Origin of the sequence: Asaia prunellae JCM 25354 (assembly GCF_000613885.1) — a bacterium.
GTDB classification, from domain to species: Bacteria; Pseudomonadota; Alphaproteobacteria; order Acetobacterales; family Acetobacteraceae; genus Asaia; species Asaia prunellae.
This window is the reverse complement of record NZ_BAJV01000017.1, coordinates 48049-71600: the sequence shown is the minus strand read 5'-3', so window position 1 is coordinate 71600 and position 23552 is coordinate 48049. Positions and strand designations below refer to the sequence as shown.

Below are 23552 nucleotides of genomic sequence, written 5' to 3'. Positions count from 1 at the left end.
GTAGCGTGAGAAGAGGATTGAGAAGGTTAGGCATAAGGCGATCGGTCGGGAGACATATCGCAGAGGCAAACTGTCTGGACATTTTCAAGCTGATGCCGCGAGCAGTCCAAGGCCGGGTGAATTGTGCAACTTCTGTCGGCAGCAGGCTCGTGCGGCCTTGATGTGCGGGGAAGAAAATGTCTTACCTCGCCCAGCAAGAACGGGGCACTGATCCAGCCTGAGTGACAGGGAATGGATCAGTGCAAAGATATCAGAGCTTGTTCAGCCCATCCTTGACGCTGTCGATACCGTTATTCACGGCACCCTTCACATCACCCTTTGTCTTCTCAGCCTTGCCTTCGAGATTCTGGGCAGCGCCTTCTGCCTGCAGCTTCTCGTTATCGGTCAGCTTGCCTGCTTCTTCCTTGATCGAACCGACGACCTGCTTGACGGTGCCGCTGACCTTATCCGTGAATGAGCTCATGACGCTGTTCCTTCTCGCTGGGTTCTGCATTGTGCAGGACAGCCCCCTCAACGCGTCATCCTGAACAAAGTCGCATGATCTGGCACATTTCGGTCGGGTACTGATCTATTTTATGCCGGAACAATCCCATAAGGTTGAGCGCCTTTGATCTCCCCTCAAGAAAGTGCGCTGATGGCCCCCTTCCTGTTTTTCGCAGTTGTTATCTTCTGGGGTCTGACATGGTTTGCCATTACCCTTCAGATCGGCGGTACGACAGCTGATGTCGCCATATTCTGGCGCTTCCTGTTTTCAGCGGCTCTGATTGGTGCCGGTCTTGCCGTAACGGGAAAGCTGCGACGTCCACCCGCTTCGGCCTGGGTCTGGATCCTAGGCATGGGGGCCTGCCTGTTCTCCTGCAATTATCTCGGGATCTATACTTCGGAGCTGTATCTGCCTAGCGGTACGGTCTCGGTCGTTTTCAGCATGGCTACCTTGTTCAATACACTCAATCTCTGGCTGTTTTTCGGCCAGAAGCCTGATTTGCGTGTATTGGCCGGAGGATTGCTCGGGGTCTGTGGCGTCGCCCTGTTGCTGGCAGGCGGAATGGGACATGGCAACTGGCATCACACGCTTGTCGGGCTCGGTTTTGCCTTGCTGGGTACGTTTCTGTTCTCCTGCGGCAACATGTTCTCGCGCCGGATGGGGCGCTATACCCTCAGCCTGACCAATACCGTATTCTGGGGCATGCTCAGCGGTGCGGCCATCATGGCCCTCTTCATCCCTGTGACCGGTCATGGCTATGGCTTTCCTCTGACATGGCGCTGGATGACAGGACTGGTCTACCTGATCCTGTTCGGTTCAATCGTCGGCTTTCTTTTTTATCTGGAGCTGGTGCGTCGCATCGGGGCCGATCGTGCAGCCTATGCCACCATCCTCTCACCAGTCATCGCACTCGGCATGTCTGCCTTTTTTGAGCAGGTACACTGGTCATTACCCATGCTGGCGGGTCTCGTGCTTATCCTGCTCGGCAATGTTCTGGCGTTTCTGCGTCGCAAGCCCCTGCCTCAGCCGGTCGAAATCGAACAGGGCTGAAACCGATTTGACAGCAGGACGAGCCAGTTTTCTGATGGGTGCTGACACGCCCCATCAGGAGAAAGACCGATGAAACCCGCCTCTGGCCAGACCCCTGCCCTCGTTCTGCTGGAGAAAGAGGACATAGCCTACACCTTGCACGCTCATGATTATGACCCCGAGGCTAGCCGCAAAGGGTTGCAGGCAGCTGAATCGCTCGGCGTTTCGCCCGAACGCGTATTCAAGACGCTGATGGTCTGGGTGGACAAGGACAAACCAGCCTGCGCGATCATCCGGTCCGATCACAAACTGCATCTCAAGGCAGTGGCCGCTGCCCTGAAGGGCAAATCAGCCACCATGATGGCCCCGCCCGATGCCGAGCGTCTGACCGCTTACAAAACAGGCGGAATCAGCCCGTTCGGACAAAAAAAACGCGTGCCGATCCTTCTGGACCGACACGCGCTCGAACAGGAAACGATTTTCGTGAATGCAGGGCGCAGAGGGCTGCAATGTGAAATCGCCCCGACCCCGACCGCCAGCCATTTCGGCTGGACAGTGGCGCCACTGGCTGAATGATCAGAACCCGGTAGAGAGGGTGACCATCGCCGAGAAAGGCGGGTTGAGGTAATAGGAAGGCAAACCACCAGAATTGATCATGGTGCCATAGACGCCCTTGGTCTGGTTGGCGTTCGTGGTGAAGCCATACACACCGTTGCGGAACTTTGCGCCTGTCAGGTTCGTCATGTTCAGCTGGATCTGCGGCGACTTCATGAAGCCATGATTCTTGAAGCGATAGCCGATACCCACCTGGTTCGTGACATATTGCGGGATCGAGCTGTCATTCATGAAGCTGGCATATTGCTTGCCTACATAGATGACCTGACCAGAGAACCAGAAGCTGCCATCATCGTAATCAAGGCCAAACTTGGCCTGCTTTGACGGTGAGCGAATGGCTATCTTGCCAGCCGTCGGCAGGAGATCGTTATTGACCCGGATATTGTTGTCGATGGTCGAATGCAGATACTCAAATGTCGCATATGGACGGAAATGATGCCAAGCGCGCGTAGCGATCTGAACATCAACGCCGCGTGTGGTCTGACCTCCTGCGTTGACTGTCTGGCTGTAGCTCGCGCCAGCCGCGCCGTCATAGTAGTTGAGCGTCTGCTGACGGTTGGTCAGGTTATAGTTGAAAAATGAAACCGATCCGACAATGAGCTCGCCGTTATAGCGATAACCCAGCTCTTCCTCAATCGTATATTCCGGCTTTGACGCTCCGCCCTTCTGGCTCTGCTTGCCTTGCGTGTTGTAGTAATCGACCAGCGAGGTATTGGATGGCGCCTTGAAGTTCGTGCTGCCCGAAACATAGATCTGGTGCTGCTTGTTGAAGTTCCAGGAAATCCCTATTTGCGGCAGCGGCTCAGGGGTATGCAGATTACGATTATACTGCGTGCCAGGCGTGTAGTTGTACATCCGGCGCGTTACCATCGCCTCCTTGAAACCAACCACGATGTTCAGGCGGTCATTGAAATACTTCATCGTGTCACCAATGAAGATCATGTTGACCTGTGTCAGAGACAGGAAGTCGCGAGAACGGAAAGGCTGTCCTGAGGTGGTCTGGATCGTATCAGTCGTACCCCAGATATTGTTCGGAACACCCGTCTGCTGGTTTACAACACCATAGGGCGAGTACTGATAGAGATTGGCATACTCATACCACCAGCCAAGCGAGATATCATGGTGGTGATCAGGCTTGTAATGCAGCGAGATCGTGTTGCCGGTACGGAACTGCTCCTGGTTGGACGGTGCGAGCGCCAGAACGCTCTTGGCACCACCAAGACCGAGCTGCACTGCCTGATTCCCCATATAAGTCGAGGAGTTGATGACCGAGGCTCCGGTTCCATTGCCAATTCCGTGCCAGAAATACAGCGAATCCTCGAGCGTCAGCTTGGGCGTAATGACGAGATGGGTGGGGATGGCTGCAACCACGTTCTCGAACGGATTGACGTGCAGCTTGTAGTAATTCGCTCCTGCAGCGTTTGGACCAGCATAGTCTGTTGCATAGTTGGTCGAATAACCCGTCGTGCGCCACTGGGTGAGATTGGGTGCCAGATAGAAATCATTTGTCTGGTCGTTATAGGCAACGGTCAGTCCGGTATGGCTTCCGTTGCGGAAGTCCTTCACCATCTTGAAGTCATAATGGTATTTTTCGGCCTGGCCGGGGCCACGCCAGGTATTGCCCTTGGTATGGCTGAAGGCGAACATGGCGCGGATGCCGCTATTGCCGATATCGCCCGAATTCAGCCGGATGAACTGACGAAAAGTATCGAACGACCCGAAGGACACATCCATGACCCCCCCGAAATGATGGGTCGGATTACTCATGGTCATGGTCGTCATACCGGCCGAGGCACTGATAACCGGCGTATCGATATTAACCGAACCCGGCTGCATCGATACGCTTTCAAGGTTTTCGGACTCGAGCACCTCATTGGCATAGAACTGACCACCGCCAATATCATTAAGCGGTGCGCCATCCAGCAGCCAGCCCACTTCGGTCGTATCGAAGCCGCGAACGTTCGTCTGACCTGTGTAGAGACCGAAGGGATCGGCTTGGGTAACATTGGCTGCCGGCATCATCGCCATGACCTGCTGCAGGTTCACGCTCGGGGCCAGCTTGGCGATGAAGTCGTGTGTAATGGTCTGGACAGCTTTGGGCGCTGTTTCGACACGCAGCAGACCACCGCCTGGCTGACGGGTACGACTGCTGCGACCGGTTACGGCAATTTCTTCAGGCTGCGACCGCGCCATGACAGGAGCGGGAGCCGGATTGGGGATCGCCGTAGCGACCGGTGCAACCACCGGTGCTATGGAGGGTTTGGCCGTCCGGTGGGGGGACGCATGATGCTTGTGGCGTGTCGGCGCGGCGGTCGATACCTGAACACTGCCTGCAAGAGCGGTACCTGCGAGCAGCATCTTAAGACAGCGATGCGTGAAACTGGACGACATAGAGTGGCGTTTCCCTCGGCACTGGACAAAACGAGCGGCCCTATTCGACTTTAATCGTATCGTTACGATATCAAACAGAAACCCACTTCCCGGCTACCAGTTACGTTAAGCAACAGCAACGAAACCTCTGTGACAATTGCTGGTAAACGGCTGAATCGTCACCCACTGTTACCGATCTGCATCAACTGATGCTTCCTAAAGCGTATCATGGCTGCTAAGCGCGGTCTGTGCACAGACCGGAGCTCCTTCCCTGACACCTCCTCTCCCTCGAAAACCTTCCCTTCTGCAGAGCCTCTGGAAACCTGGGCTGTCACTTCTGGTCATTATCGGGCTGCTTCTGCTTGTCCGTGCCTTTCCTGTGACACGAACGCTTCTGACCAGTATTGAAAGCTGGCAGAACCAGCCGCTTGCCCCTTTTGTCTTTCTGGCGATCGGGATCCCATACAGCCTTTTCGGCTTGCCGCGACAGGCGCTCTGCCTGGTGGCCGGGCTGATGTTCGGCACACTGGCGGGTTTCGGTCTCGCAGCCCTGGCAACGCTTTGCGGCACAATGCTCGGTTTTCTCTGGATACGAAGGCTTGCCTCATCCGCGCAGAGGGAACGCTGGCAGACGCGTTTCAGAGGCAGATTGCGTCTGATCGGAATTATACTGGAGAGATCACCTTTCCAGGCGGTACTGACCCTGCGACTCATGCCTGTTGGCTCTGCGCTGATGGTAACGGCCGCAGCAGGACTTTACGGCGTTCCGCTAGGAGCTTTCTGCTGGGCGAGTTTCATTGGCGCCATACCGCAAAATCTGGTTTTCGTGCTGATCGGGGCAGGTACACAGCTCGGTCAGGGGATACAGATTGGTCTTGGCGTGATGCTCTTTGCCGGATCATCGATTCTTGCCTGGGCCTTGCTCACCAGAGCCCGGCGCGAGGGAGGGGCTCTCGGGAAACTTGCAGAAACGACACTTGATGATGAGACTTTCTGAACCCGCAAGCATATTCCCCCGACGAAAGCGAAATAGAGGCGCCGGAATGAAAAAAGAGATTGAAAATCGCCAGCGCTGCGATATCTGACACTTCATTGCCAGAGAGCGGCCAGAAAACCGCCTTGTTTCTGATGCGCTTGAAGAGCGCGCCCCCTGGCCGAGAGCGGGGCATTCGTCTATTTCGCAGTCCTTCATCCAGCAGGAGCGCCTCATGGCCTCTCCCGACGGGATTTCTTTTTCTGACAATTCGGCCCCCGGGCGTCAGACCGACGCAGCGCGTGCGGCCCCTGTGGCCATGCCCGGCTGGCTTCCCTTGCTACTGGGATTTCTGACTGCTGTCGGACCTGTCTCGACAGATATCTATCTGCCGGCCTTCCCGGCTCTTGAGAAATCCTTGAATTCCCCCGCAGGCAGCGCCGGCATGACGCTTTCTGCCTGGATGATCGGGCTGGCTATCGGACAGATCAGCATGGGCCCGCTTGCCGACCGCTTCGGTCGACGCATTCCCATGCTGATCGGTATGAGTGTCTACACTCTGGGCAGTGTTGGTTGTGCCATGGCGGCAACCATGACCGAAATGTGCCTCTTCCGGCTTGTCGCCGCCATTGCCGCGTCAGCGAGCATCGTCATTCCCAGCGCCTGTGTGCGCGACCTTTCAACAGGGAATGATGCCGCCCGGCTGATGTCCAAGCTGATTCTCATTCAGGGTATAGTGCCTATTCTGGCTCCGATGCTGGGCGGGATTGCGCTAGATTATATCAGCTGGCGCGCCATTTTCTGGGTATCTGCCGTTTACGGTGCGCTTTGTGTTCTGCTTCTGCTCCGGGTTTTCCCGGAAACACTGCCTCGTGAGAACCGCCGTGAACTGCGGCCCCTCTCTCTCCTTCACCGCTATCTTTTCATCGCCCGCGAACGCAGCTTCATTACCAACGCGCTGGTCTGGGGATTTTGCGGGTTTCTTTCCTTTACCTATCTGACCGCTGCACCCACGGTTTTCGAGCATATCTTCGGTTTTACTCCGGCCCATTATGGCATGCTGTTCGGGCTTTTCGCCGTGTGCATGATCGGATCATCGCAGATCAACGGAGCACTGGTCGGACGTGTCAGTTCCTCCACCATGCTGGGCTGGGGAATCACTTTTTCCATTATCGGGGCCATCGCACTGCTGGTCGTCGTAATGGTGGCCGAGCAATACCTGGGTCCGATGCATCATATTCGCCCCGTCATGCTGATCCCGATTGTGGGATGCATGATGATCACTCTGGGCATGACCGGCATTATCGGTCCGAATGCCATGGTGGGTGCCTTGAGCAATCAGTCGCAATATGCAGGCAGTGCCTCTGCTTTTGCGGGAACCATGCAATACGCGCTAGGATCGCTTGCCAGTACCGCAATTGGCCTGCTTCCTGCGGATACACCCATGCCCATGGCAGCGCTTATGCTGTTTGCAGCATTAATGATGGGCGTATTTGCGGTGATGCGCCCACATAACCATCCTCCTGCCGTCTAGGCTTGATGAAGCCCCTTTGGAGAGTCTCCGAATGACCGATTCGCCCATCCTGCTTGTAGAGGATGACGATTCAATCGCCCTTATTGTTGAAGCAATTCTCTCTTCTGCCGGGCAGACAATCAGTCGGGCCAGCTCAGCGGCAGAGGCCCTGACCCTTGCCGGCAGCCACCCTCCTTCTCTCATCATCTCTGACCTCAATCTGCCGGGCGCGCTGAACGGGGACGTACTGGCTCGCAGGCTGAGAGAGACCCAGCCGGATCTGCCCGTCATTCTGATCTCGGGCGATTTCGACGATACATCCTCTCGCGATGATCTTGTGCCCGGCGCTGTCATTCTGCCGAAACCATTCCGTCGTGCAGCCCTGATCGAAGCCATCGAGAGCGCCAGAGCTGATTCAACCTGAGATTTACTATGGCCTGAGATTTACATTTCAGGCTGCCGCGGCTAGATGCCGCGCCTTTTGACGATGTTGTCCAGCAGGGAAGAGAAGCAGAACCATGACCCAGAACACGCCGCATGGCGATCAGCCCGAGCTCGATCTCAAGAAATACATTCGCGAGATCCCGGATTTTCCCAAGCCCGGCATCCTGTTCTATGACATCTCGACCCTGATCCGTAATGCCGATGCCTGGCAGATCGCCACCGCTCGTCTGGCGCGCGCCATCGCGCCCTGGCAGCCCGATCTTCTGGCCGGAATCGAGAGCCGCGGCTTTCTGACGGCGGCCCCTGTCGCCATGCGTCTTGGCTGCGGCTTCATCATGCTGCGCAAGCCAGGCAAGCTGCCAGGAAAGACCATCTCGCTGAAATACGGCCTCGAATACGGTCAGGACGAACTGCATATCCAGGCCGATGCCATCAAGCCCGGCCAGCGCGTGGTCGTACTCGACGATCTGCTGGCGACAGGCGGTACACTCTCTGCCTCGATCAAGCTGCTGCAGAATGTGGGCGCCGAAGTGGTTGGCACCTCGGTACTGGTCGAACTCGACGGTCTTGGCGGACGCGACAAGCTGGACGTGCCGCTGCATTCGCTTCTAACCTACCCGGCCTGAGGCCTGCGCACTCAAAGGCGGTTGACAGTCGAGCCCTGCGGCAAAGACCGGACCGCCTTTTTCCGGCAAGCCCCCTCATGCGGAGCCCAGCCATGACAGATTGCCTCTCCTCCCTATGGGAACAGCGCTATCGCACGCCTCTCCCCGAGGCTCTGACCGGAGCGCTGGCCGATAACCCGGTCAGTCAGAGCGCCGTTTTTACCTCTCTTCTTTCCCATCGCTCGGTGAGGGCCTATCTGTCGGATGCGCTTCCCGAGGGCACCATCGAAGCCGCCATCGCTGCCGCCCAGTCAGCGGCAAGCTCCAGCAATCTGCAATGCTGGAGTGTCATCGCCGTTGAAGACCCGGTGCGCCGTGCGCATTTTGCCGCACTTTGCGGCAATCAGGAGCATATCGCGACAGCACCGGTCTTTCTCGTCTGGGTTGCCGATCTCTCGCGTCTGCAGCGACTGGCAACGCGCGCTGGCGAAACCCATGAAGCGCTCGACTATGCAGAATCCTTCCTGATTGCCACGATCGATACCGCCCTTGCGGCCCAGAATGCTGTCAGCACGCTTGAGGCCGCGGGGCTTGGCACCGTCTATATTGGTGGCCTGCGCAATCATCCTGAGGAGATTGCCCGAAAGCTGACCTTGCCTGAAAGCTGTGTCGGCCTGTTCGGCCTTTGCGTCGGTTATCCTGACCCGGAAAAGCCCGCCAGCATCAAGCCTCGCCTGCCGCAGCAGGCCGTGCTGCATCGCGAGCATTATGATGCCAGCACAGAGGCTGAATGCATTGCTTCCTATGACGCGCTCGATGATGCGTTTCAGAAAGAACAAGGGTTACCGCCCCGACGCTGGTCAGAAACCATGGTCAGACGCATTGCCACCAAGGCAGGGCTGCATGGGCGCGACACCATGCTCGCCTCGCTCAGAGCACTCGGTTTCCGCCTGAAATAACGCGAGGGGACGCCCGCCCCCCCCTCCTCGCGCATCCCGATCAGACCGCGCCATTCAGCATGCCGGTCTGATCATGACAGCTAATATACTCGAGAATCTGGGCCTCGGCCTGCAACACGGCGACCTCATGAAAAAGGCGCAGATCGAGCCGCCCCTGCAATGCATGCGCCACCTGAAGAAAGTCGCCGAAAATGGCCTTGTGGGTCGGGTGATGCTCGGCCCAATTCTCCATGGCGGCCAGATCGCGCCAAGCGCTCATGCCGAAGCTGCGAGAGGGCTTGCCGCTATTGGCCGTACTGACCTGCATATAGCGATTGAAGTAGCACCCGACGGATTGCCCTTCATCCCGCAGGAAATCCATGCCGGCATTCAGAGTCGGTTCGATGCGCTCCAGATAGAGAGTCAGTTCCTCACCCTGGACATCTGACCAGTCCTGACCTGAGCGAATCAGCGCCACCCCCTCATGACTGATCACACGGCGTCGCCGGGCTGTCTCCACCATAATCCTTCTTGTTCCGGATGAGACGAGATTCTCTGTCTGACTGGCGGGCAGCCGATCGCGCATGCCGCCCCAATAACCGTGCTCCTGGATTGGCTCGACACTTCTCTCCCCCAGCATGACACCGATCCCTTCGAGACGATCAGAGGCACTGAACAACGTCTCGAAATGCGTACTGCGTGGAAGATAGATCTCACGGTACAGCCCGATCTCTTCGCATTCTCGCGCCGGGTCGGCCCACCATGCCTGATGCTGTTGCCACCAGTATTGATAGGCGGTCGGATCCGGCCAATAGCCAATGGCCACCTTATTATCCCAGCCAGCACCATCAACAAAAACAGCACGCTCGATATTCCGCGCGGCCTCTCTTTCACCAAGCCTGGCTACGAGCGTGTCCAGAACCGCCCCAGCCTTTTCCGCCTGAGCGGTGCCGCGCCACTGTACCCCGAAATAGCCCATGACGACCTGTGAAGACCCTGTATTGCCTCGAGCCGTCCAGGCCGGAAAAGGCGGCTGATAGTCTTCGGCAATACGCCGCTCGCGTGATCGCGGACAACGGAGATGAGGGGCAATGGCGCTTTCCATGGGGTCAGACCTCGCCGGAGAGCGGAAAAGAAAATGACGTGTTTTCCACGGATTCAGGCTCGCCTGACCGAACATATTCCACACGCCGGGCTTTTGTCGGATTGAACAACAGGCGGGTCACATCAGGACGGGAATAATGCCCGACCGGATCGGCAGACGCCTTGGCGACAGGAATGGCCGCCAGGTCGATCTCGGCGTAAAGCAGACCTTCCTCATCAGGAGCGAGTGATGCCGCCAGTTCGCGTCCGTCTGGCCCGAAGATACGCGCAGCGGCCCCACCGGCGCGCAGCAGTTCGCGCTTGTTCGGCGTATCACAGAGAATATCGAGCATCTCTTCGGAAACGATCGCGCAAGGGGCCAGAACGAAACACCCCCCTTCTACCGCATAGACACGAGACGCTGCCGTGTTGACCTCGGCGCTCAGCGCGTAGGCAAAAGGCTCGTAAAGCGAAAAGCTTGGCCAGGCACCAATATGGACCTGCTCGTTCTGGGCATACATCGCGTATTTTGTCAGAGGCTGGATATGCTCCCAGCAACAGAGCGCGCCCACACGCCCCAGACCCGGCAAATCATGTACTGCCAGATCGCTCCCATCGCCCTCACCATAAACAGTGCGCTCGACATGGGTCACACGCAGCTTGCGTCGGGTAGCGACGGTCTCGCCGGCAGGCCCGAGAATCCACTGGGCGATATAGAGCGATCCTTCGTAACGCTCCGATAGTCCCAGCACGGCTGTGATACCTGCCTCTCTCACCGCCTTGCGCAAACGGTCAGCCTCGGGGCTGTCATAGGCAAGCGAATTGTCAAAATAACGGCTGGTGAAACCCTTGCCAATCGACCAGGCCGGGCTGTCGAGCCAGATATGCCACGGATAACCGGGAATGAAGGTTTCAGGAAAGGCAATCAACGCAGCACCCGAGGCGGCGGCCTCCCTGATCAGGGCAATCGTCTTGTCGATAGTGGCATCGAGATCGAGAAAGACCGGGGCTGCCTGCACGACAGCGACCTTGTATCGGGGGTGCTTGAGGCTCATGTCTCTGCTCCGTCCATGGATATCTGATCGGGCTGAAACTGCCCGGAACAGAATCGATCTTAGATCGGAACAAATCCCTGTCTTGTCTGGGAGAGAGGCAAAACATGCCTTTCTCTTTTCCTGCACAAGACGTCTTCTACTCGGGCAGAACGAGCCTCTCATGACGGCTGTTGCGGTACTCTCGCGGTGCGCAACCAAAGGCCGCCGCGAATACCCGGCTGAAATGAGCCTGGCTCACAAACCCGCTCATGCGCGCAATTTCGCCGATCTGGTAACGATCACGGCTCGAATCAGACAATGCATCACGTGCCCAGTCCAGACGGCGCTTCAGGATATATTCCGCCACCCCCATCCTCTCATCGGCAAAGAGATCATCAAGATAGCGCGTTGAGATGCGAAACTGCCCGGCGAGCGATCTGCGGTTGAGATCAGGGTCACGCAGACGCGTCTCTATGGCGTTGCGTATCTGTAGCCCCATGGTCATGCGATGCGATGTGGGCGCGGCTGAGCGGGTGCCAGAGGCGATCAGCATGGTTGCAACCAGCTCGGCAGCCTGAGCCGTGAGTTTCGATACCAGCATATCTGGCATGGGACGTGTCGTGGCCATCAGCCCGGTCAGGAAATGACGTGTCAGTTCTGTCAGGGGATTGGATGCATCGATCAGTGTCGCGGTGTGATATTCCGCATGGCCAAAGCGGGCATTCAGCGCCTCGGTAGGCAGCATGAAAATGATCTGCTCGAAATCTCTGTCAAAACGCAGCGTATAGGGTCTGTCGGTATGGTAGAGTGCGAATGTGCCTGGCATGACAACCGCCTCACGCCCATCCTGCATGACCTGCCCCCTGCCGCTGATCCCAAGCCCCAGCAAGTAATGCGCCTCGCCGGAGGCACTGATCAGACGACGTGTGCGTGAAACGGATTGCGCGCTTGAACGCACGGTCGAAATGCTGCAGCGATCAAGGGCGAGACGCGTGACCGCCCCCTGGAATCCGGTCTGCTGCGGCTTGCACTCCAGCGGCACAAAGGACCGGCAGACAATGTCGTGCCAGAACTCGACCCCCGCCCGGGGCGACAGACCGGCAATATCATAGCTCTGCAATAGCAGCGGCATGTCACTCTGCCTCCGTCACTATCCTTGTCCGCCCATATAGCCCATCGCCTAGCATGGGATAGAATGTTTCGGTATCGTTATTGTTCCGCTTTGGGACAATTCCGGCGACACAGACAAGAAAACGCTCTCTCCCGGACAAGAGCCTATCCCACCTGCGTGCTGACATTTCCTCTCGATTTCAAGCGGGGGTGAGATGAAACAGTTCCTGAAAACCGACCTGATCCTTGCGCTTTGTACAGGCGTATTCATGCCGGGCATCATGTCAGAAACAAAAGCCACTGAAGGTGGACAGACCAACTGGGCCTCAGGTGTTCAGACGATCTATCCTGCCCTGACGCCCGCACCGGGTCAGACGTTGTGGCAGGATTATTTTGTGGTGAACCCCAACGGGGCCTATTCGAGCACAAACAGAAAATCCGCCGTACCGGGATTCCGCGCCACCGCTATCGCGAATGCCGCACGACTTTTTCACAGCTGGAACAGCCAGTTTATGGGGGCAACGATCTCAAGCAGCGCTATTCTGGCACTCAACAGCCTCACCTTGCGGGCGGGTGGTCAGGGCGGCACGGCCTTTGGCGCAAACTGGCTGTATCTCGCACCACTCTATCTCTCATGGCATACGCCCAAACTCCATGTGTATCTGGGTGAAGGCGCGTTTCTTCCCATCGGCTCGTTCAGCAAGACCGATCCTGTCAGCGAATCAACCCATGTCTTCGGCTTCAATCAGGAAGCCGCGCTGACCTGGACGCCTACGAAGCGTTTTGATGTCTCAGCCGAAGGCGAGCTGCAGATCAATGCAAAGAACGGGGCAACCGATTACAAATCAGGTAATGTCATCAATATCGATTTCGGTGCGAATTACATGATTATGCCCGCCCTGCCACAGCTCCGCCTCGGGCTGAACGGCTTCGTGACGTCGCAATTCACCAATGATGTGCAGAACGGGCGTCGTGTGGGAGATGGCAACCGTCTCGCCAAATACGCGCTGGGCCCGCAGCTCATCTGGTTCTTCAGGCCGCCTTATGCCGTTGCTCTCAAATGGCAACATGAAATGGGGGTGCAGAACAGCACACGCGGTGACCGCTATTGGCTGCAATTCCAGATACCGCTCTGATGCTCACAGAACCTGCCTGGTCATGGAGGAGGCAAGGCGACCCTCAGACGAGGGCCGCATGACATCATATCAGCCCATGGCTTTTACAAGACTGTCCGACGTGATCTCGCTGATCGATCGGGCGCCGGTCAGGGTCATGGCTACCCGCAACTCCTGCTCCATCAAATCCAGAAGCTTGGTAACGCCCCGTTGGCCCCCTGCTGCCAGAGCATAGATATAGGCACGTCCCAGAAGTACAGCATCAGCGCCAAGAGCCACCATGCGCGCAATATCCAGACCGGACCGTATCCCGGAATCGGCGAGAACCGTCAGCTCGCTTTTTACCGCGTCAGCAATTGGTGGCAAGGCGCGACAGCTTGACAACACACCGTCGAGCTGTCTCCCCCCGTGATTGGATACGATGATCCCATCGGCTCCGAAACGGACAGCGTCCTTCGCATCCTCAGGATCAAGAATCCCCTTGATCAGCATTGATCCTTTCCAGAAAGTCCGGATCCATTCCAGATCCTTCCAGCTGATCGACGGATCGAAATTCTGGCTAGCCAGCCGATATAATCCTCAAGCTTGGTCGGGTGACCGCGATAGGTCGAGATGTTACCCAGATCATGAGGTGTGCCCCGGAGACCAACATCCCATGCCCATTCAGGATGAAGCACAGCCTGAGCGATACGCCGCGCGGCGGCATAAGGACCTGACATACCCGAATGTACGTCGCGATAGCGCGCTCCCGGTGTCGGCATATCCACCGTGAAAACCAGCGTTGTCACGCCTGCATCGCGCGCACGCTCCAGCACATTACGCATGAAACCCCGGTCCTTGAGGACGTAGAGCTGGAACCAGATCGGCGCCGGGCTCTTGCTCTGCACTTCCTCGATAGGACAGACAGAAACAGTCGAAAGCGTAAAGGGAATGCCCTTGCGTGCAGCAGCGCGCGCCGCCTGCACCTCACCACGGCGCGCATACATGCCCGTCAGCCCGACCGGGCCAAGAGCCGCAGGAAAACTGAATTTCTGACCCAGAACAGTCGCCGAGGTATCAAGACCGGAGACATTGCGCAGAATGCGTTGTCTCAGCGCCACCTGCGACAGATCGGCCTGGTTGCGACGCATCGTATGCTCCGCATAGGCCCCGCCATCGATGTAGTGAAACAGGAAAGGCGGCAGCTTGCGACGAGCGGCCTTGCGAAAATCCGTCGGGGCGGAAATCAGCATGTAATCGGACTCCTTGAATGAACGTCTTCCTGTTAACGTTCAACAGGAGCGCATCATCCCCGAGCGTCCAGTCACATCACTGTGCGTCTGCTGACACCCCTTCCTGCCGCTTGCGCGGCATACCGGAAGTACCCTGCTCCGGCAAAGCGCCGGAACAGGACAAGGATGATCCAAGCAGAACTAGCGCAGGATACCGGTATGCCCGACACTGTAACGTCCGGGCTGTGGCCACACAGTCAGACCATGCGGTTCTGCGCCGACCGGAATTTTCTTCACATCGCCGGTTTCGGTGTTGATGGCATAGGCCACATCATCAAAACGCCCGGAAAGCCAGAGCAACTTGCCATCGGCGCTGACATTGCCCATGTCGGGGCTGCCGCCACCGGGAATTGGCCACGTCTTGACCACCTTGTCCGTCGCAAAGTCAATGACGGAAACGCTGCCGGGGCTATGGCGAGGCCCATGGATCTTGTGCGAACCGCGATTGGCCACATACATAAATTTGCCGTCACGGCTAGGGTATTCGCCATGTGTACCGGGACCGGTCGGAATGAAACCCGTTTCCCTGAAGCTGTCGCCATCAACCACAAACACACCATCAGCATGCATGTCGGCGATATAGAACTTATGCCCGTCCGGCGCTGTGAGGATATCCTGAGGCATGCCACCCTTCGAGAGCTTCAGATAGCCGACAAGGCTGCGATTGACCGTGTCAATCTTGGCCAGATAACCACCGAACTCACAGGTGAAGATGGCATAGCGTCCATCTATCGAGAAATCGGCGTGATTGATGCCCTTGCATTGCGGGGCTTCAACAGAGCCGATCAGCGCCATGCTATGCGGATCACGGAAATCGAGACGTTCATGCGCTTCGGCTACCACGATGGCGTATTTGCCATCCGGAGTGAAATACATGTTGTAGGGATCATCAACCTTGACCGCTGTGCCAGGCTTGCCCGTGCGCGGGTCGATGGGCGTCAGGCTGCCATCATTGCTGCCTTCGGCATTGTTCGTCACCCAGAGCGTACGCAGATCCCAGCTCGGGACCACATGCTGGGGGCTGCGACCGACCTTGAAGGTATCGACCACCCTGAATGTCGCCGGATCGATCACCGATACGCTGTTACCACGCAGATTGGGTACATAGACGCGGGCAAGATCATCCTTGATCGCAGGCGAGATACGGCCGGCGACCGTCTCGCTATAGATATTCTTCGGATCGATAACCGCAGGCATGCCAGGAATAGTCTGTACAACGCCAGGCGTTACCGGCGCGCCAGACACTGTCGCATCAGGGGCTGCACTCGTGGCCGGGGTTCCTCCCTGTACAGCGGTCTGGGCCGGGGCCGCAGGCACTGCCGTATTGGCTGACTGTGAAGAGGAAACCGGAGCGCCATTCGATGTGACGTCCTGAGCCCATGCTGCGGGAACAGCACCAAGCGTCAGGCCGAACAGCGATACGATGAACGCATGATGTGAGAACTTCATAGATGCTCCTTGAAAACGACTCATCTCAGCGGGCCTTGCCAAGGGCACGGAGCGCTGCCTGAACCTGAATCTCTGTACCAATCTCTCCCAGCGCCGCGGTAGCGGGTCGGGGGTCTCCTCCGTAAACGCCCTGAGCGATTCCCGGCAGCGGTGCTGCTTTCAACGCGTCCAGCCTGACCATGGTCGGGTCAATGGCCAGCATGAGCGCCGTATCACTCAGATCGGCATGTTTGCCGAGGGCAGCGCCATATCCTCTCTGACGTAGCGTATCGGCAAATGCGCCGCCAATACTGTCATAATATGCCGCCAGATAGAGGGCATCCCCCTGGCCACGCCATTTATTGTTCAGCTTTGCCACAGCTGCCTTGAGATAGGACAAATATCCACCGTGATCTGCAATGAAAATCACATGGCGGAACCCCTGAACGTGAAAACTCTCGCCAGCCCCTTCAATCAGACCTTCAAACACGGCGGGCGGAATCGATATTGTCCCGGCGAAACGCATATGCGAACTGCGCGGCGTCGTAGTGCCCTCAGGCACATAGGCAATGACCGGTGCGACCAGCGCATGCCCAAGACGCCCGGCAATATGCTCTGCCTGAACCTGCGCCCGGATATTATGCTTGCCGACCGCAATATAGGGACCACTCTGCTCCGTACCACCGACAGGAACGATAATCGTATCGGTTCCATTCTGGATCTGCGCCTGAATCTCGGTCCAGGTCAGTTTTTCAAAGGAAACTGTCCCGGCATGAGCCGCATGTGTCGCTCCATATAGAATAGTCAACGCCATGAACAACTGACGTGCGACAGGACGCAGGCAGGTAATAAAGGTCACGCTCGAGATTTCCTCAAAAGAAACGTCCCTTGTTCTATCACAGGTGCAGACTGGCGCCAGAGCCTGGTCTCGATGTTGCAGAGTTTTGCTGGCACTGTAAAACACATCACTGATTTCACATCAGTTATGGAGCCACCGTCCCCATGCCGCTCGACCCCGTCGGCCTTAATGCTCTTCTGGCACCCGAACCGATCGATAGCGTGGCACATGTCATTCAGGTCGCGTTAACCCCTGTCTTCATGCTGTCAGGCGTGGCGTCCCTCCTGACACTCTTCAATACGCGGCTCGCCCGCGTGTCCGATCATGTGGAAGAGGTAGCCCACCGCCTGAACGAGACAAACGAGGATAATGACGAAACAGCTCGGCTCGAACGTCACCAGCGCCGTTTGCGGCGTCGCATTTTTGCTCTCGATTCTGCAGTCATGCTTGGTGGTGTGGGAGGCGCTTCAACCTGTGGCGCCGCTCTGGCCCTGTTCGTCGGCAGTCTTCACAACAGTCAGACGGTAGCCTGGCTCATCTTTCTGTTTGGCGGCGCGCTTTTCTGCACTGTGGGAGCACTTTCGGCATTCCTAGCTGATACCTTTCTTGCCTGGCACGGCCTGAAAAGAGACGGGGCTCTCCCCAAGCCGGTGCCTGTGATCAAAGCAACAAGATAGCGGTCTCCCTAGGCAAGAGAGTAATTTTATTACCATAATACCAGGCAAATAACGATCAAATAGATATACAGTTCGTTCCATGCATTTACTGCATTGCTGAAGCGCGTTTTCGACGATTGTCTTTGATCAGGTTTGAGCGCTTTTTCCGCCGCCACACTTCAAATATCTTGGAAAAACCTGATGTTCACCGTTGAAATTGCCAATCTTATCGCCCACCCGCTTACTGCACTCAGCGCATTGACAATGATCTCTTTCACCCCTGTCATTGCTGCACTTCTTGTTGCAACGATCGCTGCAGACAGAACAGCCTGACTGGACTTATCCGAGAAAGATGATTACTTGAAGAGGAGATAAGAAAGCCTTCTGGCTTTCAGTCCCGTCTTCAAAATTATCATTGCCCCTGCCTATTTCCGGGCAGGCGCATAAAGTCCCAGATCAAGATGGTGGCCATTGGAATAGTTCAGTCCGGTCACTCGGCCATATTCCGTCAGAGCAAACCCTTTCTCCAGCATCCGGCTGATAAGTGCAGCCTCATCCTTTCGATCAACAAGGACGAGTGCGCAGGAAGAATTGGCTGCAAGATACTCCGCCGCCTTGGGTACACCCAGCAGCTTTGTATTTGATCCGGCCAGAAAAGCGAGACTTGGTTCGGAATAGGAAACCGAGACGAGCGTACTGTTCTCACAGGGACGATAGTCATCGTAAAGAGCAGCGGCTCGCGGGGCGAGCTGCAACAGGCCCAGATTGGGAATTACGGTCAGGAAAATACCCGCATGCACTACTACAGCGGCGGCGATAATGACCCAGGCAGCATGAAGCCGCCGTGCTTTCCAGAGCAGCCAGAATGCATAAAGGACGAGAGGCAGCGCACCAAAAACCGCAATAAGCGCTCCGTAATTGAGCTGGCCTTCACTCTTCCAGAGCAGAATGACCCCAGCGACAACGAAACCAGCCGCCAGCATCCCCCAGAGCAGGGTATACAGCCCCATCAGACCGCGTGCCCAGACCGCTTTTGGTCGACGCAAGGGCCATTTGGTCAGGCTAGCTGCTGCCAGTATTGCAATAGCTGGATAGGTAGGCAGCACATAATGCGGCAATTTGGTCGCAATCGCCTCGAAGACGAGCCAGTGAGGCACAATCCAGCAGAGCAGGAAGCGCACAGCAGGCTCGCGATGACGCGACCAGATCGCGGGCAAACCAAGTACGAGAAATAGGGAGCCCGGCCAGAAAGCCAGCAAAAACACCACGACATGAAAACCGGGCGGCAAGCATGGGCCTGTTGACCATGGCCGATCTTACCAAGAAAATTGGTCCCCACCGAGTGGGAGAAAAAGGCCCCATGGCTGACGACACCAATCGCAATGCACCAGGCAACACAAACGCGAGCGTTACAAGCCATCCCCAGCGAGGACGAAGACGGGCAAACCAGACTGCCTGACGATCGATCACACGCAAGGCTAGCGGAGTTGCAAAACCCGGGATCAACACCACAGGCCCCTTGAGCATCAGCCCGCATCCCAGTGCGCCCCAGTAGAGCAGAGCAATGCCCAGAGACGTTGTCCGGTTTCGCTGCTGGTCAAGATAAGCCCGCAAAAGCGCCGTCTCGACCAGAAGGATATCAAGCAGCAACACCGTATCGATCGTCGCCATTCGCCCTTCAGCGGTGAGCAGGGTCGAAACCGCAAGCAGGGCTGCCGCCACGAGACCAGTGAGCCCACCGAACAATGTTGCGCCCAGATAGGCTGTCAGTGTGACAGCAGAAACAGCAGCAATCAGGCTGGGAATGCGATAAGGCCAGGCTATGTGACGGTCATGGGGACCACCAAAGATCTTCTGGGCCCCCGCCTCAAGCCAGTAAATGCCGGCAGGTTGCAAATAGCGTGGCTGATCCAGAAATCGGACATCGATGAAATTGCCGCTCTCAAGCATCTGGGCCGAGGCTTCCATATAGCGTGGCTCGTCCCGGTCGAGGGGGACAAGACTCATCCGTCCCGGCAGAAAAATCAGCAGGGTCAGCAAAGCCACGCCAAGATAATGGCGCCAGGTCAGAGTCATGAGAGCCCTCAGCGTTCGGTTACGCGGCCCGGCAGTCTCGTGCGATTGAGCAGCCACATGACACCCAGAAGATCACGGATGCCAACAAGCGCGCGATTGAAATTGGTATATTTGGACTGTCCGTGCAGGCGCGCCCGATGGCGCGTCTCGACACAGATCAGTTCTGCTCCATAGCAGCCAAGCAATGCGGGCAGAAAACGATGTACCCCCTCGAACTGGGGAATACGCAGAAAAGCAGAGCGGGCAAAAAGCTTCATGGGGGCGCCCGTATCAGGGCAGCCATCTTTCAGCAGACGTCGACGCAGGCCATTCGCAAATCTCGTGGCAATGACACGTGAGAGGCGGTCATTACGCTTGAGGCGTACACCGACCACCAGAGGCTCGCCATCCTGGCAGGCTTCGGCCCGCTTGAGCATGTCTATGATAACAGCAGGATCATCCTGGCCGTCACCGTCGAGTGTCGCGATCCAATGACCCTTTGCAGCCTCAATACCGGTGCGCAGGGCAGCTGACTTGCCGCGACGCCGGTCGTGACTCAGAAGACGCAGACCCGGCAACACACGCATACGCTCGGCAAGAAGCGCCTCGACCGTTCGGTCCGTGCTGCCATCATCAACAAAGATCAGTTCGATTTCGGGGTCATTCTCGAAGACGTTTGCGAGTTCCTCACAAACGGGGCGGATATTTTCCGCTTCATTGAGAACAGCAATAACGACGGAGAGACGAACACTCATGGCTGAACCGCCTATGGCTTGTCCGGACTGCAAGCGGCCCGGGACAGATAATCAGGCAGCGTTCTGGCTGCGCGATCCGGCTTCGTTGGATGCCCTGAGAGCCTGTGGCAGATCGCTGATAGCGGAGTCGAGAAGAGCAGAAGCCCCTGCCTGTTCAGTCCCGAGATGTTGTGCAAGCAGGCTGCGTGCCGCCTTGATGGCGGCATCAGCAGCAAGCTCACGCATTTCACGAACTGCAGCACGTTCCGAAGCCGCAATACGATCACGTGCCATCTGCTCACGGCGCCCGGCAACAGCCTCTGCTTCACGACGGGCGTTTTCCGCTATTGTGGCGGCTTCCTGACGCGACCGTTCGATCAGGGCGCGGGACTCTGCAAACGCCTGCTCACGCTCACGCGTGGCATCCTCAAGCATCTTTTCCGCTTCGCGACGAAGACGGCTTGCTTCATCAAGATTGCTGCGGACCTGCTCTGCACGGGCATCGAGGATGGCAGAAATCGCCTTCCATAGCTTACCGCCAAACAGGACGAAGAAGAGAACGAAGGAAATAGCGACATAAAAACGCTGATCGTGGAACATCGCGTGACTTCCTTAGCCTCTGCTTGCCGAGAGACCGGCCTGAACGGCGCTCTCCACCTGATCTTTCGAGATGGTCGTTCCGAGCCCGGAGGGACGAAGCAGTTTCTCGATCAGACTCTGAGCTGTATCTGCGGCAACGCCTGGCAGGCTTGCAAGCGCGTCGACACGTGCAGAAGCGATACGCTTCTCGGCCTCGGCGATATCAGCCATAAGCCGATGATTCATTTCGTGGGTCTGAGCCTCGGCAGCCATACGGGCTTCCTGAACAACCCGGTCGATATTGGCCTGTGCCTGAGCGGCTGCATCGTGGCGCGCACGGCGCAGCTCGTCAACGGCGCGATCAGCGTCGTCACGGGCACGGCGGGCAATATCAAGATCGCCCTCGATCCGGTTGCGTCGATGGGTCAGAACCCCTTCGATACGCGGCAGGGCCGAGCGACTCAGAACAAAGTAGAAAACCGCAAAAATGACTGCGCCCCAGACCACCTGCGATAAGCAGGGGGTTGGCGAAGTCGAGCTGCGGCATGCCAGCTGCCCAGGCCCGTCCCGGCACAGCGCCAAGCGCAAGCGCAATGGCCAGCGGGGCAGCGAGATTACGAGACGGAAGGCGCATGACTTTACCCTGCCTCTCTAATCAGACGAACAGGATCAGGAAGGCGATCAGAAGAGCGAAAAGCGCAACAGCTTCCGTCAGTGCGAAGCCGAGCATGCCGAGGCCGAACACATGCGGGCGAGCAGCCGGGTTGCGGGCAATTGAGCTCACCAGCGTGGAAAAGATGTTGCCGAGGCCGATGCCGACACCGGCAAGAGCGATAACAGCAATACCGGCACCGATTTCGCGAGCAGCAGTAACGTCCATGAGTCAGTTTCCTTGGTTACGACAAAACAACAGTTAAACGTGAAGAACGATCCGCACTCAGTGCGCTACGGCCTCACGCAGATAAATGCAGGTGAGGATGGCGAACACATAAGCCTGCAGCACGCCCACCAGCAACTCCAGAGCTGTCAGCGCGACATTGATGACGACGGGCGCCACAGCCAGCACTGAACCGAATGCTCCAAGACCTGCCAGCATCAGAGTGAAGCCGGCAAAGACTTCGAGCAGAACGTGACCAGCCATCATGTTGGCGAAAAGTCGGATCGACAGGCTGACAGGTCGCGAAAGGAAAGAAAGGATCTCGATCGGGATCAGAAGTGGCGCAAGAAATACCGGGGCACCTTCAGGCATGAAATGCGTGAAGAACTTGAAGCCCTGATACCTGAAAGAGGCCAGAATCGACACCAGAAACACGAGCAGAGCCAGAGACACAGTAACGACGATATGGCTCGTGAAGGTAAAGCTGTAAGGGATCAGACCGAGATAGTTACCCGCGAGGATAAAGAAAAAGATCGCGAATACGAAGGGAAAGAATGCTGTCCCTTCCTTGCCGATCGTCTCGGTAGCCATGTTATGGATGAAGTCGTAGCCCAGCTCGGCTGCAGCCTGGAGACGCCCCGGCACCACAGCGGCAGGACGCATACCCAGATACAGAAACGCCAGAACGACCACAACGGCGATCAGCATGAAAAGCGGCGACTGACTGAAGCGCAGAGCCTCGCCAATCTGCCCGAGAACAGGATGAAGCTCGAACTGGCCGAGCGCGTCAATCGTTGATCCGGCGGCCAAGCTGCCTCTCCCGCTTCTCATTCGGGCTGCCCGGATACCGGCCAGCCCATGAAACCATCACCATGGCGCGTAAAACTGCGCCGCACTGTCAGACGTTGGCGTTTTTCACCGCACGCCAGACATTCAGCATCCCTGCTGCACCGCCGATCAGCGAGAACAGAATGATAAACAGGGGCTTCGTTCCGCACAGGCGATCAAGCCCGTATCCCAGAACCACGCCAACGACGAGTGCGGCAACCATTTCGGTTCCGATCCTCATCGCAAGACCAAAAGCCGAGTAGTCGGCCTTGTCTCCTTGCTCTGTGGTGCTCATCTCCGACTTTCCGTTCTTACCGCGCATACGAGCCTCAGCGTCGGCCAGCCTTTTTTCAAAGCTGTCGGCACCCTTTCCCGCTTGCGAGGAAACGTTCAGGTCGTCCTGTGCGCCCACGATTCCATACCTCGCCTTCCTCCCCGATATGAGGAGTCCTTGGTGCGCGGTTGCTACCCATCAAGACGTGTCCTGTCAACGCCTCGTAACTGCAGGACAACGATTTCCATGACGCCTGTCACGCCTCAGACCCGTCTTGCCTCACCGAGCAGTTCGCGGCGCGTACGGTCCAGAGCTTCAGCATAGCGACGCAATACATATTTCTCGCTCAGAATCCCCACGACGCGCCTTGTCTTTGGATCCTCAACCACAACAAGGGCGTCTGCCTCAGTCCGTTCGAAAAGGTGCACGGCTTCCTCGCACGCCATGAGGGGCAGAAGGGTAACAGCCTGATGCATTGCAATTGCGCCCAGGATCCGCTCAGGCGGGTGGTCAGGGGAATGAATCTCGGCAACCAACACGATCCCGCGATATCTGTTTTCTGTATCAATCAGCACGATCTGTGGTGCCATCCCGAGGGGGCAACTGACTCTTGCTTCACCCACAGTCATGCTTTCCTGCCGACAGGGAAAATCACGCTGCATCAGGCGTTCGATCGTCAAGGCACGTAGCCGGCTCACA

The 23552-nt window shown here is 57.2% G+C and carries 26 protein-coding genes and 1 pseudogene; 10 read left to right on the top strand and 17 right to left on the bottom strand.

Annotated elements, in window-relative coordinates; genetic code table 11:
• Positions 1-250 precede the first annotated feature (250 nt).
• Positions 251-463 (bottom strand): CsbD family protein, encoded by a 213-nt coding sequence (locus JCM25354_RS13550; RefSeq protein WP_025886400.1) that lies wholly within the window; start codon positions 461-463, stop codon positions 251-253.
• A 144-nt stretch (positions 464-607) separates the two neighbouring features.
• On the opposite strand from JCM25354_RS13550, the gene JCM25354_RS13545 reads away from it, so the two are divergent.
• On the top strand, positions 608-1534 hold the full coding sequence (locus tag JCM25354_RS13545) for a DMT family transporter (protein ID WP_243444079.1): 927 nt from the start codon (positions 608-610) through the stop codon (positions 1532-1534).
• 69 nt (positions 1535-1603) lie between these two features.
• Entirely contained in the window at positions 1604-2089 is a 486-nt protein-coding gene (gene ybaK / locus JCM25354_RS13540) for a Cys-tRNA(Pro) deacylase (protein ID WP_025886398.1), read from the top strand.
• Here the strand turns inward: ybaK and JCM25354_RS13535 are convergent, their stop codons facing one another.
• Positions 2090-4519, bottom strand: coding sequence for a TonB-dependent receptor (locus JCM25354_RS13535; protein ID WP_025886397.1), 2430 nt, complete (start codon positions 4517-4519; stop codon positions 2090-2092).
• 358 nt (positions 4520-4877) lie between these two features.
• Between JCM25354_RS13535 and JCM25354_RS13525 the strand changes: the two genes are divergently transcribed.
• From JCM25354_RS13525 to JCM25354_RS13505, 5 genes are all read left to right on the top strand, one after another.
• Positions 4878-5495, top strand: a complete 618-nt coding sequence (locus tag JCM25354_RS13525; RefSeq protein WP_025886396.1) for a TVP38/TMEM64 family protein — start codon at positions 4878-4880, stop codon at positions 5493-5495.
• Between the two features lie 211 nt (positions 5496-5706).
• On the top strand, positions 5707-7005 hold the full coding sequence (locus JCM25354_RS13520; RefSeq protein WP_025886395.1) for a multidrug effflux MFS transporter: 1299 nt from the start codon (positions 5707-5709) through the stop codon (positions 7003-7005).
• Between the two features lie 31 nt (positions 7006-7036).
• Positions 7037-7408, top strand: coding sequence for a response regulator (locus JCM25354_RS13515; RefSeq protein WP_025886394.1), 372 nt, complete (start codon positions 7037-7039; stop codon positions 7406-7408).
• Between the two features lie 94 nt (positions 7409-7502).
• On the top strand, positions 7503-8054 hold the full coding sequence (locus JCM25354_RS13510; protein ID WP_025886393.1) for an adenine phosphoribosyltransferase: 552 nt from the start codon (positions 7503-7505) through the stop codon (positions 8052-8054).
• A gap of 92 nt (positions 8055-8146) precedes the next feature.
• Complete coding sequence (locus tag JCM25354_RS13505; protein WP_025886392.1) at positions 8147-8992, top strand: NADPH-dependent oxidoreductase; 846 nt, start codon at positions 8147-8149, stop codon at positions 8990-8992.
• A gap of 40 nt (positions 8993-9032) precedes the next feature.
• On the opposite strand, the gene JCM25354_RS13500 is transcribed toward JCM25354_RS13505, so the two are convergent.
• The 3 genes from JCM25354_RS13500 to JCM25354_RS20350 all read right to left on the bottom strand — a co-directional run bounded on the left by JCM25354_RS13500 (position 9033) and on the right by JCM25354_RS20350 (position 12220).
• On the bottom strand, positions 9033-10076 hold the full coding sequence (locus tag JCM25354_RS13500; RefSeq protein WP_025886391.1) for a phenylacetaldoxime dehydratase family protein: 1044 nt from the start codon (positions 10074-10076) through the stop codon (positions 9033-9035).
• A gap of 4 nt (positions 10077-10080) precedes the next feature.
• Positions 10081-11109: a carbon-nitrogen hydrolase family protein gene (locus tag JCM25354_RS13495; protein WP_025886390.1), complete on the bottom strand. Its 1029-nt coding sequence runs from the start codon at positions 11107-11109 to the stop codon at positions 10081-10083.
• 136 nt (positions 11110-11245) lie between these two features.
• Positions 11246-12220 carry an AraC-like ligand-binding domain-containing protein gene (locus tag JCM25354_RS20350; protein ID WP_025886389.1) on the bottom strand — a complete coding sequence of 325 codons (975 nt, stop codon included), beginning with the start codon at positions 12218-12220 and terminating at the stop codon, positions 11246-11248.
• A 193-nt stretch (positions 12221-12413) separates the two neighbouring features.
• On the opposite strand from JCM25354_RS20350, the gene JCM25354_RS13485 reads away from it, so the two are divergent.
• Entirely contained in the window at positions 12414-13334 is a 921-nt protein-coding gene (locus JCM25354_RS13485; RefSeq protein ID WP_025886388.1) for a SphA family protein, read from the top strand.
• Positions 13335-13403: 69 nt separating this feature from the next.
• Here JCM25354_RS13485 and JCM25354_RS23845 read toward each other — a convergent pair whose 3' ends face one another.
• The 4 genes from JCM25354_RS23845 to JCM25354_RS13470 all read right to left on the bottom strand — a co-directional run bounded on the left by JCM25354_RS23845 (position 13404) and on the right by JCM25354_RS13470 (position 16826).
• Positions 13404-13829 carry an alpha-hydroxy-acid oxidizing protein gene (locus JCM25354_RS23845; protein ID WP_279379585.1) on the bottom strand — a complete coding sequence of 142 codons (426 nt, stop codon included), beginning with the start codon at positions 13827-13829 and terminating at the stop codon, positions 13404-13406.
• Entirely contained in the window at positions 13799-14545 is a 747-nt protein-coding gene (locus tag JCM25354_RS19115) for an L-lactate dehydrogenase (RefSeq protein WP_279379584.1), read from the bottom strand. The genes JCM25354_RS23845 and JCM25354_RS19115 overlap by 31 nt, the downstream gene beginning before the upstream one ends.
• Before the next feature lie 180 nt (positions 14546-14725).
• Positions 14726-16033, bottom strand: a complete 1308-nt coding sequence (locus JCM25354_RS13475; protein ID WP_025886387.1) for a YncE family protein — start codon at positions 16031-16033, stop codon at positions 14726-14728.
• A 25-nt stretch (positions 16034-16058) separates the two neighbouring features.
• Complete coding sequence (locus JCM25354_RS13470; RefSeq protein WP_051537419.1) at positions 16059-16826, bottom strand: creatininase family protein; 768 nt, start codon at positions 16824-16826, stop codon at positions 16059-16061.
• Positions 16827-17014: 188 nt separating this feature from the next.
• Here JCM25354_RS13470 and JCM25354_RS13465 point away from each other — a divergent pair, with 188 nt between their 5' ends.
• Together JCM25354_RS13465 and JCM25354_RS23135 are read left to right on the top strand one after the other, a co-directional pair.
• Complete coding sequence (locus JCM25354_RS13465) at positions 17015-17527, top strand: DUF2721 domain-containing protein (protein ID WP_025886385.1); 513 nt, start codon at positions 17015-17017, stop codon at positions 17525-17527.
• Between the two features lie 180 nt (positions 17528-17707).
• On the top strand, positions 17708-17839 hold the full coding sequence (locus tag JCM25354_RS23135; protein ID WP_279379583.1) for a hypothetical protein: 132 nt from the start codon (positions 17708-17710) through the stop codon (positions 17837-17839).
• A 92-nt stretch (positions 17840-17931) separates the two neighbouring features.
• On the opposite strand, the pseudogene JCM25354_RS19110 reads toward JCM25354_RS23135, so the two are convergent.
• The 8 genes and pseudogenes from JCM25354_RS19110 to JCM25354_RS23590 form a co-directional block, all read right to left on the bottom strand.
• Positions 17932-19582, bottom strand: a pseudogene (locus JCM25354_RS19110) (ArnT family glycosyltransferase).
• 8 nt (positions 19583-19590) lie between these two features.
• The gene (locus JCM25354_RS13450; protein WP_025886384.1) at positions 19591-20316 is read right to left on the bottom strand and encodes a glycosyltransferase family 2 protein; all 726 of its coding nucleotides are present in this window, start codon (positions 20314-20316) and stop codon (positions 19591-19593) included.
• Between the two features lie 51 nt (positions 20317-20367).
• A complete protein-coding gene (locus tag JCM25354_RS13445; RefSeq protein ID WP_025886383.1) occupies positions 20368-20895 on the bottom strand; it encodes a F0F1 ATP synthase subunit B family protein in 528 nt (175 codons plus the stop codon).
• Between the two features lie 12 nt (positions 20896-20907).
• On the bottom strand, positions 20908-21381 hold the full coding sequence (locus tag JCM25354_RS19105) for a F0F1 ATP synthase subunit B family protein (RefSeq protein WP_243444078.1): 474 nt from the start codon (positions 21379-21381) through the stop codon (positions 20908-20910).
• Positions 21382-21529: 148 nt separating this feature from the next.
• Positions 21530-21754 (bottom strand): ATP synthase subunit C family protein, encoded by a 225-nt coding sequence (locus JCM25354_RS13435; RefSeq protein ID WP_025824649.1) that lies wholly within the window; start codon positions 21752-21754, stop codon positions 21530-21532.
• Positions 21755-21811: 57 nt separating this feature from the next.
• On the bottom strand, positions 21812-22561 hold the full coding sequence (locus JCM25354_RS13430; RefSeq protein WP_025886382.1) for a F0F1 ATP synthase subunit A: 750 nt from the start codon (positions 22559-22561) through the stop codon (positions 21812-21814).
• 88 nt (positions 22562-22649) lie between these two features.
• A complete protein-coding gene (locus tag JCM25354_RS13425) occupies positions 22650-22991 on the bottom strand; it encodes an AtpZ/AtpI family protein (RefSeq protein ID WP_025886381.1) in 342 nt (113 codons plus the stop codon).
• A gap of 125 nt (positions 22992-23116) precedes the next feature.
• Positions 23117-23299 (bottom strand): hypothetical protein, encoded by a 183-nt coding sequence (locus tag JCM25354_RS23590; protein WP_369345794.1) that lies wholly within the window; start codon positions 23297-23299, stop codon positions 23117-23119.
• Positions 23300-23552: the final 253 nt, after the last annotated feature.